Source organism: Streptomyces venezuelae ATCC 10712, from assembly GCF_008639165.1.
GTDB lineage: Bacteria > Actinomycetota > Actinomycetes > Streptomycetales > Streptomycetaceae > Streptomyces > Streptomyces venezuelae.
The window spans coordinates 8,089,600-8,102,701 of sequence record NZ_CP029197.1; the positions used below are offsets into that span (position 1 = coordinate 8,089,600).

The window sequence follows — 13,102 nt, forward strand, 5'->3', positions numbered from 1 at the left end:
GAAATCAGCGCGATATCTTGCGTTCACTTGTTGAGGGTGGTTGAGTGAGCGGCGCCCCACAACGCACAGGCGGTGGGGCGACCTCCACGTTCAGGCCCGAAGGGGACCACCCATGAGAAGTGCCCGGTTCCGCCGTACGCGCCGCGCCAGCGCGGTCACCCTCGTCTCCGCGCTCACGCTGACCGCCCTCGCCGCCTGCGGCACGAGCAGCAGCAACAACGGCAGCGGTGGTTCCGAAGGCGGCGGGTCATCCGACCCCACCGCCCCGCTGGACCCCAAGACCAAGGTGACGCTCACCATCGACTGCATGCCCCCCGCGGCGAAGGCGGCCGAGCTCAAGGAGTGGAAGGAGGACGTCGCCGAGTTCAACAAGACCTACCCGAACGTCACCATCGAGGGCCGCTCCACCCCCGGCCAGTGCCTGGAACCGCCGCGGTTCACCGCGATGCTCAAGGCCAAGTCCCAGCCGGACGTGTTCTACACCTACTTCACCGACCTGCCGCAGGTGCTCTCCGAGGACGGCGCCGCCGACATCAGCGCCTACGTCAACGACAAGACCGTCCCGCTCCTCAAGGACATCGACCCGAACGTCCTGAACTCCCTTAAGCAGGACGGCAAGCTGTACGGCCTGCCCACCAGCAACTACACCATGGGCCTGCTCGTCAACCGCAAGCTCTTCACCCAGGCGGGCCTCGACCCCGACGCCCCGCCGCGCACCTGGGACGAGGTCCGCACCGCCGCCAAGAAGATCGCCGGACTCGGCAACGGCATCGCCGGCTTCGGCGAGTACAGCGCGGGCAACACCGGCGGCTGGCACTTCACCGCGCAGATGTACAGCGTGGGCGGCGACGTCGTCGACGCGAGCGGCAAGAAGGCCGCCTTCAACAACGAGCTCGGCAAGCAGGTCGCGAAGAACCTCCACGCCATGCGCTGGGAGGACGACAGCATGGGCAAGACCCAGCTCCTCCAGTGGGGCGACCTGCAGAAGCAGATCGCGACCGACAAGCTCGGCATGTTCCTCGCCGCGCCCGACGACATCGCGTACATGGTCCAGCAGCTCGGCGCGAAGTACGAGAACTTCGGCATGGGACCCATCCCCGGCGCCAAGAACACCCTGGCCGGCGGAAACAACTACATGATCAAGAAGGGCATCTCCGGCGACAAGATCAAGGCCGCGATCGCCTGGCTCAACTTCAAGAACCTCACGGTCGGCAAGGGCCAGTTCGACTGGGCCCGCACCAAGCGCGACGCCCTCCCCGTCGGCGTCCCCCAGCCCAACTTCTGGCTGAACGACTCCAAGGCCAAGGACGACGCCGCCCGCGTCGCCCACGCCACCATGCCGGTCGCCAACTTCAAGGCCTTCATGGACAACCCCGTCGCGGGCAAGGCCGAGCCGCCGAAGGCCCAGGAGGTCTACAAGGTCCTCGACAACGTGATGTCCGGGCTCCTCACCAACAAGGACGCCGACATCGACAAGCTCCTCGCCACCGCCGAGACACAGGTCAACCAGGTCCTCGCCCAGCAGTGACGGCCCCCCGGCGGGGGCGGACCGTACCGCCGCCCCCGCCGCCCCCGAAACCCTCCAGGACCACCCCGGCAGACCAGTACCGAGGAGCGACGATGTCGGCCCCCAGCGTGACCCCGAGCAAGGCGGCCAGCCCCCGCCACTCCCCGCCGCCGGCGGCGGAACCCGTACCAGGCGGCGGCCGGTTCGCGAAGAGCCTGCGGCGCAACCTGACCGCCCACGGCTTCCTCATCGGCGCCGTCCTCTGCTTCGCGTTCTTCTCCTGGTACCCGATGGTCCGGGAGTTCCTCCTGGCCTTCCAGAAGACCGAGAGCGGACAGTCGACCTGGGTCGGCTTCGACAACCTCGTCACCGTCGTCAACGACCCGGCCTTCTGGCAGGCCTGGCGCAACACGCTCCTGTTCACCGTGCTCGCGCTCGTCTTCGGCTTCGCCGTCCCCTTCCTCGTCGCCCTCGTCATCAACGAGTTCCACCACGGCCAGGGCTACCTGCGGCTCCTCGTCTACCTGCCCGTGATGCTCCCGCCGGTCGCCTCGGTGCTCCTCTTCAAGTACCTGTACGACCCCGGCTACGGACTGCTCAACGAGCTCCTCCGCTTCCTCCACCTCCCCGAGCAGCAGTGGCTCCAGGACCCCGACCTCTCCATGCTCTCCGTCGTCATCGCGTCGACCTGGATGAACATGGGCGGCGCGGCCCTCATCTACCTCGCCGCCCTCCAGAGCATCCCCGGCGAGCTGTACGAGGCCGCCGAACTCGACGGCGCCGGACTGCTCCGCAAGATCTGGCACGTCACCATCCCGCAGACCCGGCTCATCCTCTCCCTGATGCTGCTCATGCAGATCATCGCGACCATGCAGGTCTTCGTCGAACCGTTCCTGCTCACCGGCGGCGCCGGCCCCGAGGGATCGACCACGACCGTCGTCCACCTCATCTACCAATACGCCTTCAACTTCAACAACTACGGTGCCGCGGCGGCGCTCGGCCTGCTCCTTCTCGTACTCCTGGCCGGATTCTCGGCCGCGTACGTCAAGCTCAGCCGCGCCGAGGACGAGTAGGACCGGGGGAGACCAGCATGTCCACACGCACACTCATCTCACCGGCGCAGCTCGCCCGCCCGCGCGGCCGGATCCTCTACTGGGTGGTCTTCGCCGTCGTCGTCGGCGGCTTCACCCTGGCGTTCCTCGGACCCCTGTACTGGATGGTGTCCAGCGGCTTCAAGGACACCCAGGAAGTGATCCAGACCCCGCCGACCCTGGTCCCCGGCTCGTTCGCCCCGGAGAACTACAGCCGCGCCTGGGAGGTCATGGACCTCGCCACACTGCTGTTCAACACCCTCTACTACGCGCTCGGCGCCCTCGCCTTCCAGCTCGTCCTGGACGTCGCCGCCGCCTACTCCCTCTCCAAACTCCGGCCCGTCCTCGGCAAGGCCGTCCTCGGCATGATGCTCGCCACCCTCATGATCCCGGCGACCGTCCTCGTCGTACCCCAGTACCTGACGGTCCTCGACGTGCCGATCTTCGAGCGGAACCTGCTGAACTCGCCCTGGGTGATCTGGCTCCCCTCGGTCACCAACGCCTTCAACATCTTCCTGCTCAAGCGCTTCTTCGACTCGATACCCAAGGAACTCCTCGACGCCGCGTCCATCGACGGGGCTTCCCCGACCCGGATCCTGTGGTCGATCGTCCTTCCCGTCTCCCGGCCGATCCTCGGCGTCGTGTCCATCTTCGCCGTCGTCGGGGTCTGGAAGGACTTCCTCTGGCCGATGCTCACCCTGCCCGACCCGACCGCACAGACCCTCAACGTCGGCATCTACTCCCTCTCCGCCGGCGTCCCGGTGAACGTCCTGATCGCCGCGCTCACCATCGCGTCCGTGCCGACCCTGCTCCTCTTCCTGGTCTTCCAGCGCAACATCATGGGCGGCCTCACGGCGGGCGGCCTCAAGGGCTGACCGGGCCGCCCCCGCTCCACTCACCAGGCCCCTGCGTCCGCCACGCCCCACCCCCGCACCACCCCATGCCTTCGTCGCCGGCCCGCCTTCCATGCCCCGCAGCATCCGGGCCGGCGACGAAGAACCCCGACCTGCCCCGAAAGGACCCTCACGTGGCAGCCCCTCACTCGCACCGCACCGACGACTGGTGGCGCGACGCCGTCATCTACCAGGTGTATCCGCGCAGTTTCGCCGACGGCGACGGCGACGGCACCGGGGACCTCGCGGGCGTCCGGGCGAGACTGCCCCACCTCGCCGAACTCGGCGTCGATGCCGTCTGGTTCACGCCCTGGTACCTCTCCCCGCTGGTCGACGGCGGCTACGACGTCGCCGACTACCGCACCATCGACCCCGCCTTCGGCACCCTCGCCGAAGCCGAGAAACTGATCGCCGAGGCCCGCGAACTGGGCATCCGCGTGATCGTCGACATCGTCCCCAACCACGTCTCCGACCAGCACGCCTGGTTCCGCGCCGCCCTCGCCGCCGGCCCCGGCAGCCCGGAACGCGAACTGTTCCACTTCCGCCCCGGCCGCGGCGAGAACGGCGAACTGCCGCCCAACACCTGGCCCTCCCAGTTCTCCGGAAAGACCTGGACCAGGGTCCCGGACGGAGAGTGGTACCTCCACCTCTTCACCCCCGAGCAGCCCGACCTCAACTGGGCCCACCCCGCCGTCCGCCAGGAACACGAGGACGTCCTGCGCTTCTGGTTCGAACGAGGCGTCGCGGGCGTACGGATCGACTCCGCCGCCCTCCTCGCCAAGGACCCGGCGCTCGCCGACTTCGTCGAGGGCGTCGACCCCCACCCGTACATCGACCAGGACGAGCTCCACGACATCTACCGCTCCTGGCGCGCGATCGCCGACGAGTACGGCGGCGTGTTCGTCGGAGAGGTCTGGCTCCCGGACTCCGAGCGCTTCGCCCGCTACCTCCGCCCGGACGAACTGCACACCGCCTTCAACTTCAGCTTCCTCTCCTGCCCCTGGGAGGCGGACCGGCTGCGCCGCACCATCGACGACACCCTCGCCGAGCACGCCCCCGTCGGCGCCCCCGCGACCTGGGTCCTCTGCAACCACGACGTCACCAGGACCGTGACCCGCTACGGGCGGGCCGACACCGGCTTCGACTTCGCCACCAAGGCCTTCGGCACCCCCACCGACCTCGCGCTCGGCACCCGGCGCGCCCGCGCCGCGGCCCTGCTCACCCTGGCGCTGCCCGGCTCGGTGTACGTGTACCAGGGCGAGGAACTGGGGCTGCCCGAGGCGGACATACCGCTCGACCGCATCCAGGACCCGATGCACGCCCGCTCCGGCGGCACCGACCCGGGCCGCGACGGCTGCCGCGTCCCGCTGCCCTGGACGGCCGGCGCGCCCTCGTACGGCTTCGGCCCGGGGGCCGAACCGTGGCTCCCGCAGCCGCTCGACTGGGACGACTACGCGGTGGACCGCCAGCGCGCCGACGGCGGATCGATGCTGACGCTCTACCGCGAGGCGCTGCGGCTGCGCCGGACGGCCGAGGGCTTCGGCGACGGACCGCTGACCTGGCTGCCCGCCGATCCGGGCGTCCTCGCCTTCGCACGGACCGAGGGGCTCGTCTGCGTGGTCAACCTCGGCGAGACCCCCACCGAGCTCCCGCCCCACGCGCGCGTACTCCTGTCGAGCGGCCCGTGCGACGCGGACGGCCGGCTGCCCACGGACACGGCGGTGTGGCTGCGCACCTGACCCGTCGTTCACCCCGCCGGTTCGGGACGGGCGGAGCGGGGCGGTGCCGGGCGGCGGGCCAGCGTGTGCACCAGGCGGGCCACATCGCGGTACGGGCTGCGCCACGAGGCCGTCCACTCGGTGGCGAGCGCCTCCCCGTACTCGGCCGCCCCGGGACGCCAGGCGTCGTCGTGGTGGTCGTGGAAGATCCGTACCCCCTGCCACGGCAGCGGTACGAGGCCCTGGTCACGCGCCAGCGCGTCCAGGGCCTCGGGCGTGTCGCCCCGGGTGCGCAGGCCCAGGTTGCCGACGCTCGTGCCGGTGCCGCTCTCGATGAGCTTCCGGGCCTCGCCGTAGGCCCCGCGCAGCGCCTCGCGCACACCGATCGACCGCCGGTTCCTGGTCAGGATGCTCAGCACCCCGCCGGGAGCGACCTGCGCGGCGAGCCGGGCGACGGCGTCGGCGGGCTCCGGCAGGTACATCAGCACGCCGTGGCAGCACACCGCGTCGAACCGCTGCTCCCCGAAGGGCAGCGACAGGACGTCGGCCGCGACGAACCGCACCCGTCCTCCGAGATCGCTGTGCGCGGCGATCCGTTCGGCCGCCGCGGCGAGCATCCCGGGGGAGGGGTCGACCGCGGTCACGCGGTGTCCCGCCGCCGCGAGCCGCAGGACCGTCTCACCATCCCCGCACCCCACGTCCAGGACCCGGGCGGGCCGGCGCGGGAGCTCCTCCAGGACACGCCGTGCCACCAGGTCGTGCCGCAGCCGGCCCCGTCCGCCGGCCGAGTGGTCGGCATAGGCGTCGCCCACCGCGGCGAAATCAGCGGCCATGGTCCGGGCTCCTTCCGGTCGTCGGGGCGGAACAAGGACGCTGTGCGGTCATCGACGTTAACCCAGGGAACCCGACGGGGAAACGACGCGATTGAGCCGACGGCGGCCCGACGGCGGACGATTAAACGAGTGCTCTGGCGGGGCGCCGGCGACTAGGATGATCACCCTTTCGCGCAAGAGGGGGAGCACGTGATCGACGTCGACGGGTACCTCGCGGTGCTGGGCGTGGCCAGGCCCGCGGCCCCGACCGCCGAAGCGCTGTGGGAGCTGCACCGGGCCCAGGTGGAGCGGGTCGCCTACGAGAACCTCGACATCCACCTGGGGCGCCCGACCGGCATCGACGCCGCGGAATCCGTGGCCCGGATCACGCGCGGGCGCGGCGGCTACTGCTTCCACCTCAACGGCGCCTTCGCCGCGCTGCTCACCGCCCTCGGCTACGAGGTCACCCTGCACCGTGCCGGGGTGCAGGGAGAGGACGAGGACCCCGAGGGGCCCGGCGGCGACCACCTCGCGCTCACCGTACGGCTCGACGGCGAGCCGTGGCTCGTCGACACCGGGCTCGCCGGCGGCATGCACGAGCCGCTGCCGCTGCGCGAAGGCAGCTACACCCAGGGGCCGTTCACCTACGCGATGGTCCCGTCGAAGGCCGTGCCCGGCGGCTGGAGGTTCCTCCACGACCCCCGCGGCGCGTTCACCTCGATGGTCTTCGCGCCGGAGCCCGTCGAACTGGCCTCCTTCGCCGAGGAGCACGTCCGTCTTTCGACCTCTCCCGAGTCCGGCTTCGTCCGCGTCTGCACGGCCCAGCTCCGCCGCGCCGAGGGCGTGGACGTCCTGCGCGGCTGTGTGCTGCGCCGGATCGAGGCCGGGGGCACGACCGAGCGGACCATCGCATCCGCCGACGACTGGTACGACGTCCTGTCCCGCGTGTTCCGCCTGGACCTCACCGACGTCGAGGCCCCCGCCCGGACGGAACTGTGGCACCGCGTCCGCACCGCCCACCAGGAATGGGAGGCCACGTCCGGCGCCGGGGAACAGCCGTCCGCCGAGCGCGCCTAGGGGGTGTCTTGCCGATCAGGCCGGGCTCGCGACGCCTGGCACCGCGCCTCGCCGCGTTGTCGTCGGTCACCATGGCTCCGCCATGCCTCCCTCCTCCGCCTTGCGATGCGTCCCCTAGGCCCTTGCGGGCCTGGGGAGACCCCATGCACCAGACGCCGCTCCCTGATCCGGCCTGATCGACAAGACACCCCCTAGCGCCCGGCGCCGGCCACGTCCGGCTCCGCGTCCCGGATGATCCCGAGCACCATCGCCGACACCGCCCCCATCCGGGGCCGGCGCAGGTCGAGGACCGGTTTCGGGTTCGAGAGGCCGTGGGCGACGAGCAGGTTCATCAGGGGCCAGAGGGCCTCCGAGCGGCGCGGCAGGGGGACGCGGTGGCCGTCGTGGGTGACCACCTCGGCCGTCGTGACACCCGCCAGGAGATTCGTCCGGGCCCAGTCGACGGTCACATGGTCCCGCCGGGTGATCCGGGGGAAGCTCTGGCGCGCGCTCCTGACCGCCGCCACGGGGATCAGGGCCGTGCCGACCGCCCCGATGCCGCCCGCGGCGGCCACCAGGAACCACTCGGCGCCCTCCGTCCAGGCCACGTACGCCCCGACGAGGAACACGGGGCCGGCCAGACCGGCCAACGCGGCAAGGACCAGATTGCCGATGAGCACGCCGGCGTAGCCGCGCATGGACCCCCTCCTCCGTACAGGCACTGATCGTCATCGTGGTTCCTCGACCCGCGCTTGAGAAGGGGGTCCGACGATCCGTTCCAGATCCGCCCGCAGGGAGCCCAGCCACTCGGCGGTCGCGTAGTACAGCCGGGGCGCCCCCGGCGGGTCCCGGGAGACCTCGCCGGCGGCCGTCGCCCGGAGCTCCACGGGCGCCCCCGGCGGGTCGGGGCCGGGATCGAGGCGCTGGGAGACCAGCAGCATGCAGGCGGCGACCCGGTCGCCGATCCGGGTCGCCGCCGCGGCCGGCTCACGGGGGAGCGGCGGGACGACGAGCGGCTCCGGCGGCACGAGCAGCCGGTCCGCGCCCCACAGGACGTGGTGACCGGAGATGAGCGTGGCCTGCCAGTCCTGCGCGGCGTCCGGCCCCTTCCGCTCGGCCGGCTCGCTCGCGTACTGCGCGTACGCCGCCTCCGCCATGACCAGCGCGTGCTGGAGCGACCCGTGCCCCGGCGCCGTGCCCGAAGGCGTCCGCGCCCCGCCCACGGCGACCTGGGCCGTCGTGGCGACCACGGTCTCTGCGGCGCACCGCAGCATCAGCGCCATGGACCGGCGCAGCTCGTCGTGCGCGCCCCGGGGCCAGGCGAGCAGCCCGAACACGATGCCGACCGCGCTGCCCGCGAGCACGTCGAGGAGCCGGAACTCGGCCAGCCGCCAGGTCGCGGGGGCCAACTGGGCGAAGACCAGCGCGACGACCAGGGTGAACATCGCCTGCGCCCACCCCACCCCCTTCACCGGCCCCAGCGTGAAGGCGATCAGCATCAACGGCGGCAGCGCGGCCGCGTACACCACCGTGTCCGTCCCGACCGACGCGAGGAGCACGGCCACCACGACCGCCCCCACCAGGGTGCCGGTGAGCGCCACCCGCACGGTGCCGCGCGTCTGCCGCGCCGTCGTACGGGTCAGGGTGAGCGTGGCGAGCAGCATCCAGAAGCCGTGAGGCAGCGTGTCGACGCCCGCGATCAGCCGCGCCGCGGCCAGCGCGAGCGCGAGCCGCACCGCGTTCTGGAAGAACACCGACCGCTGCCGCGTGTGGCCCGAGAGCCGCCGCCACCACAGATGGGGCGCCCGCATCCGCGCGTACCAGAAGCGGCCGGGCGCCGCCGTCGGCGCCGCCGCCCTGCCCCGTACGGCGAGTTCCGCCGCCGTGGACATCGCGAGCGCCGCGTCGGCCACCTCCAGGACGGCCGCGTGGCTCCGCAGGACGGCGGGCGGATCACCCAGGTCCGGCCCGGACGCCACGGCGTGCCGGGCCTCCGTGAGCCGTGCGCGGGCCTCCCCGGCCGGGTTCCCGCCGCGCAGCCGGGCGGCGGTCTCCACGGAGGTGTCCCGCACCGCGCGGAGCACGTCGGTCACCGTGCCGCCCGCCGCCGGGCCGCCGGAGAGCGACGCCAGCCGCCCCAGCAGGGTCCGGGCGGCCAGACCGGTGTGCGCGAGCGCCCGCTCGCGGAGGCCCGGCCCCGCGGGCCGGTCCGCCTCCGGGACCCGCGAGGACCGCAGGCTCTCGCTGACCTCCCGGACCGACCGCAGAGCGTCACCGTCGAGCACGTACGGCGGCGAGAGCAGCCCCTCGGCGCAGCGCGCCGCGGCGTCGGCGGCCCGGGCTGCCCGCTCGCGGTACGGCGCGCCTTCCGTCCGGTCCGGCAGCAGGAACGCCTCGGCGAGGACCAGCAGCACCAGGCCCACCGTCGCCCCGGCCAGCCGCTCGCCCAGTGACCCGGGGGCGTAGGGCGGGAACGACGGCAGGATGTACATCAGTTGCAGGCCCGGACCGGCGCCGGCCGGGCGCGGTCCGCCCACCGCCACGAAGGCCAGGACGAAGCCGACGACCAGCATGCCGAGGACCGCGCTCCACGTCCGCACGGAGAGCCAGGTGCCGAGGGTGATCAGCAGCAGGCAGGCGGGGACCGCGGGCAGCAGGGTCGCCGCGCGCTGCCGTCCGGTGCCGGGGATGTGGGACAGGCCCGCCATCGCGACGGCGGCGAACAGCGCGTACGTGGCGGCGACGGCCGAGTCGAAGCCGTACAGGAAGAGGTAGAAACCGGCGGCAGCGGAGACCGTGACCCGCACCGACCGCCGCAGGGCCGCCGCGTAGCCGGGCGGGAGCCGGGCCTTCGCCGGCCGGCCCGCGGGGGCGCCGCGCATACTCCCAGGATCCTCCGCCGCCACCCGCGCGCCACCCGGCGCCCCCGGGGGAGGGGGCGCCGGGCCGCTCGGCGGACGCTCGGGTCACGGCGCGCCGGACGCGCCCGTCACGACGTGGCGGGCACCGAGTCCTCGAACGACGTGCCGGCCGAGCGGTAGGCCGCCACCTTCGCGGCGACCTGGGCCGGGGTCAGGACCTGGTCCTTCATGTGCAGGACGTAGTCGACCTTCTGGTCGTAGGAGCGCGGCGTCGTCGACGCCTGGCCGGCGAGGTCGATCAGCCACTGGTTGAAGTTGATGGACATCGGACGCTCGGGGAGGTAGCGGGCGTCGTGCCGGCCGAACTCCTGGCCGTCGACGTAGTACACGATCGCGTTGTCGTCGATCGTCAGCACCAGGTCGTGCCAGCCGGCGTAGCTCGTCCGCGACTCGGAGTGCTGGTTGACGGCCTCCCAGGGGTCGGGCCGGTAGGTCTCCCACGAGGTGGTGTAGAGGATGTTGGCGGGCTCGCCCCAGCCGCCGTTGGGGAGGTACTCGAAGTCGTACTCGGCGTAGTCGTCGGCCATCGGCGCCTTGAGGTCGTTGATGGTGAAGAAGGTCTGGACGACGCGGTCGCCGTCCGGGCCCGACACCGGCGCGTCGGAGAACCGCACCCGCGCCGCGTACGTGCCGTTGCGGAACTTCGAGGCGCGCGTCAGGATCTCGGTGTGCCGGGTGGACTCACCGGTTCCGGCGGTCGAACTCCGCAGGTTCATGATGGAGTTGGTGCCCTCCTTGGCGAAGGTCACGTTCTCGGGGGCCCAGGTGGCGCCGGGCACGCCGGGACCGCCCGCGTTGGAACGCACGCTCCAGCCGTGGGAGTTGATCGCCGGGTCGGTGTGGCCGGTGTAGTCGAAGTCGTCGAAGAGCGCGGCCCCGGTGGGCGGCGGGGTGGTCGGGCCGGTCGGCGGGGTGGTCGGTTCGTTGCCCGCGGGGGCCGTGCCCCAGACCGGGGCGCCGCCCACGGTCGCCGTGACCTTGGACCAGTTGGCGTACGTGGTCTGGGCGGGGCCGAAGGAGTAGTCGTCGCTCTGGTTCAGCGGCTGCCAGTTGGAGCGGTGGAAGCGCAGCTGCATGTCGCCGGTGTCCGCGCCGGGCGCGAGGGAACCGGCCCCGGCCGTGAAGCCGATCTCCAGGTAACGGTCGGCGGTCGCGGTGGGGTTGGCCAGGGTGCCGAAGGTACCGGTGAGGTTCGCGCAGCCCTTCACGGCCCACGAGCAGGCGTACGTGTACGAGGCCCCGGCGTCGGCCTTGAAGTAGTAGCGCACCTTGACCTGGCTCAGCGGGACGCTCGTCGAGCCGGTGTTGACCACCTTGAGCCAGGGCTCCACCTGATCGCTCCCGGTGGCGCTCTGCCGGTACTGGACGGTGACGGCCTCACCTGCGGCCGCGGCCGGCAGCGCGGTCAGCGCGGTGGCGCCGAGCCCGGTCACCGCGGCGACGGCGAGCGCGGCACGGATGCGGAGACCGCTGCTCCTTGTCGTGTCCTTCATGGGGGTTCCTCTCCTGTGACGAGGTGGGGATACGGGGGGATCGGGGATCGGTTCGGGGGGACGGCTCAGGGTGCGGGGGCCGGCACGGGCGCGGACGCGGGTGCGGCGTCCGGCCGGCGCGGCACGCCCAGCGCGTCCAGCCGGGTCCTGTGGTGGCGGAGCCGCTCCTGGAAGCCCGGCCAGTCGTGCCGGCCGGTCCAGACGACCTCCGCGAGGGCGCAGAGCCGGGGGAACGTGAGGTACTCGGCGTGCGCCGGGGTGGGCACATACTCGGTCCACAACTGCACCTGGGACCCGAGGACCCGGCCCGCCTCCTCCGGGCTCCAGTGCGCCGGAGCCGGGTCGTTGCCGTGGACGGTGCGCAGGTCGACGACCTCGCCCGCCTGACCGGGCGGCTCCTCGGGGCCCGCGGACTGCGGGTAGTCGAGGTACGTGGTGCGATGCGGGGCCATGATCACGCGGTGGCCGCGGCGGACCGCGGTGCGGCCGTGCTCGGCGTCGCGCCAGGGCATGACGGTGAAGTACGGCGGGAGGTCGGCGCCGTCCTCGGTCCAGCTGAGCGGGTGGCGACCGGCGGCCAGGAGGTGCTCTCCGATCCGCTCCATGAACCAGCCGTGGAGGGCCGCGGGCCCCGGCAGCCCCTCCTCGGCGGCCCGCCGGCGCGCCGCCGGGGAGACGTGCCACTCGTCGGTGGGGCACTCCTCGCCGCCGACGTGGACGTACGGGGAGGGAAAGACGTCCATCACCTCGTCCAGAACGGTGCGGCAGAAGTCGAGCGCCTGGTCGTGGACGCCGAGGATGGTGTCGCAGACACCCCACCGGTCCCAGACCTCATATGTACGGCCCGGGTGGTTGCCCAGCTCCGGATAGGCGGCGAGGGCGGCCCGTACATGGCCCGGCATCTCGATCTCGGGCACGACGGTGACACCGCGCTCCGCCGCGTACGCCACCAGACCGCCGAGTTCCGCACGGGTGTAGGCACCGCCGTGCGGCAGCCCGCCCACCTCGGTGAGCCGGGGGAGCGCCGGCACCGGCATGCGCCAGCCCTGGTCGTCGGTGAGGTGGAGGTGCAGGACGTTCAGTTTGTGGAGGGCGAGGAGGTCCACGTACCGCCGCAGATAGGAGACGGGACGGAAGCGGCGGGCGACGTCGAGCATGGAGCCGCGCCAGGGGAAGCGGGGGATGTCGGTGATCTGCGCACAGGGGACGGACCAGGCGACCCCGGGCACCGGTTCGGCGCGCAGCGCCTCGACGGGCAGCAGCTGACGGAGGGTCTGGACCCCGGCGAGCAGCCCCCGGGGCCGGGCGGCCCGCAGCAGCACCCCCTCCGTGCCGATGGTGAGCCCGTACCCCTCCTCGCCGAGCCCGCCGAGGGCGCGGTCGAGGGCCAGGACGACGGAGCCGTCCGCGCGGGCGGGCAGCGGCAGGCCGGTGGCGGGCCCGAGGAGCGTGCGCAGCAGTGCCGCGGCGCCTTCCGCGCCGGGGGAGACCTTGAGCGCGGTCGTGGCGTCGAAGGTGAACCGTCCTGGCAGCGACTGGAGTTGGGTGGGCTCGGGGACGAGCCGGGGGCGGCCGGGGGCGGGGGCGGATCGGGCGGGTGGCATCGCGGTG

At 72.6% G+C, this 13,102-nt stretch carries 10 protein-coding genes; 5 read left to right on the forward strand and 5 right to left on the reverse strand.

What is annotated here, in order from left to right:
- Positions 1 to 112: 112 nt before the first annotated feature.
- From DEJ43_RS36755 to DEJ43_RS36770, 4 genes are all read left to right on the forward strand, one after another.
- Positions 113 to 1,528 (forward strand): extracellular solute-binding protein, encoded by a 1,416-nt coding sequence (locus tag DEJ43_RS36755; RefSeq protein WP_015038534.1) that lies wholly within the window; start codon positions 113 to 115, stop codon positions 1,526 to 1,528.
- Between the two features lie 92 nt (positions 1,529 to 1,620).
- Positions 1,621 to 2,580, forward strand: coding sequence for a carbohydrate ABC transporter permease (locus DEJ43_RS36760; RefSeq protein ID WP_015038535.1), 960 nt, complete (start codon positions 1,621 to 1,623; stop codon positions 2,578 to 2,580).
- A gap of 17 nt (positions 2,581 to 2,597) precedes the next feature.
- Entirely contained in the window at positions 2,598 to 3,473 is an 876-nt protein-coding gene (locus DEJ43_RS36765) for a carbohydrate ABC transporter permease (protein ID WP_015038536.1), read from the forward strand.
- A 152-nt stretch (positions 3,474 to 3,625) separates the two neighbouring features.
- Complete coding sequence (locus tag DEJ43_RS36770) at positions 3,626 to 5,230, forward strand: glycoside hydrolase family 13 protein (RefSeq protein ID WP_041663303.1); 1,605 nt, start codon at positions 3,626 to 3,628, stop codon at positions 5,228 to 5,230.
- An 8-nt stretch (positions 5,231 to 5,238) separates the two neighbouring features.
- On the opposite strand, the gene DEJ43_RS36775 is transcribed toward DEJ43_RS36770, so the two are convergent.
- Positions 5,239 to 6,042 carry a class I SAM-dependent methyltransferase gene (locus tag DEJ43_RS36775; protein WP_015038538.1) on the reverse strand — a complete coding sequence of 268 codons (804 nt, stop codon included), beginning with the start codon at positions 6,040 to 6,042 and terminating at the stop codon, positions 5,239 to 5,241.
- A gap of 189 nt (positions 6,043 to 6,231) precedes the next feature.
- Here DEJ43_RS36775 and DEJ43_RS36780 point away from each other — a divergent pair, with 189 nt between their 5' ends.
- Positions 6,232 to 7,098, forward strand: a complete 867-nt coding sequence (locus DEJ43_RS36780) for an arylamine N-acetyltransferase family protein (RefSeq protein WP_015038539.1) — start codon at positions 6,232 to 6,234, stop codon at positions 7,096 to 7,098.
- A 191-nt stretch (positions 7,099 to 7,289) separates the two neighbouring features.
- On the opposite strand, the gene DEJ43_RS36790 is transcribed toward DEJ43_RS36780, so the two are convergent.
- The 4 genes from DEJ43_RS36790 to DEJ43_RS36805 all read right to left on the reverse strand — a co-directional run bounded on the left by DEJ43_RS36790 (position 7,290) and on the right by DEJ43_RS36805 (position 13,095).
- Complete coding sequence (locus tag DEJ43_RS36790; RefSeq protein WP_015038540.1) at positions 7,290 to 7,775, reverse strand: hypothetical protein; 486 nt, start codon at positions 7,773 to 7,775, stop codon at positions 7,290 to 7,292.
- Between the two features lie 30 nt (positions 7,776 to 7,805).
- Positions 7,806 to 9,959, reverse strand: coding sequence for an FUSC family protein (locus tag DEJ43_RS36795; protein ID WP_015038541.1), 2,154 nt, complete (start codon positions 9,957 to 9,959; stop codon positions 7,806 to 7,808).
- A 107-nt stretch (positions 9,960 to 10,066) separates the two neighbouring features.
- On the reverse strand, positions 10,067 to 11,491 hold the full coding sequence (locus DEJ43_RS36800) for a cellulose binding domain-containing protein (RefSeq protein ID WP_015038542.1): 1,425 nt from the start codon (positions 11,489 to 11,491) through the stop codon (positions 10,067 to 10,069).
- 65 nt (positions 11,492 to 11,556) lie between these two features.
- Entirely contained in the window at positions 11,557 to 13,095 is a 1,539-nt protein-coding gene (locus DEJ43_RS36805) for a beta-N-acetylhexosaminidase (RefSeq protein WP_015038543.1), read from the reverse strand.
- Positions 13,096 to 13,102: the final 7 nt, after the last annotated feature.

Bases quoted from the DNA above. Each gene is read 5' to 3' on its own strand.
- DEJ43_RS36790 (WP_015038540.1), bottom strand. From the start codon at position 7,775: ATGCGCGGCTACGCCGGCGTGCTCATCGGCAATCTGGTCCTTGCCGCG.
- DEJ43_RS36755 (WP_015038534.1), top strand. From the start codon at position 113: ATGAGAAGTGCCCGGTTCCGCCGTACGCGCCGCGCCAGCGCGGTCACC.
- DEJ43_RS36760 (WP_015038535.1), top strand. From the start codon at position 1,621: ATGTCGGCCCCCAGCGTGACCCCGAGCAAGGCGGCCAGCCCCCGCCAC.
- DEJ43_RS36765 (WP_015038536.1), top strand. From the start codon at position 2,598: ATGTCCACACGCACACTCATCTCACCGGCGCAGCTCGCCCGCCCGCGC.
- DEJ43_RS36795 (WP_015038541.1), bottom strand. From the start codon at position 9,959: ATGCGCGGCGCCCCCGCGGGCCGGCCGGCGAAGGCCCGGCTCCCGCCC.
- DEJ43_RS36800 (WP_015038542.1), bottom strand. From the start codon at position 11,491: ATGAAGGACACGACAAGGAGCAGCGGTCTCCGCATCCGTGCCGCGCTC.
- DEJ43_RS36805 (WP_015038543.1), bottom strand. From the start codon at position 13,095: ATGCCACCCGCCCGATCCGCCCCCGCCCCCGGCCGCCCCCGGCTCGTC.
- DEJ43_RS36775 (WP_015038538.1), bottom strand. From the start codon at position 6,042: ATGGCCGCTGATTTCGCCGCGGTGGGCGACGCCTATGCCGACCACTCG.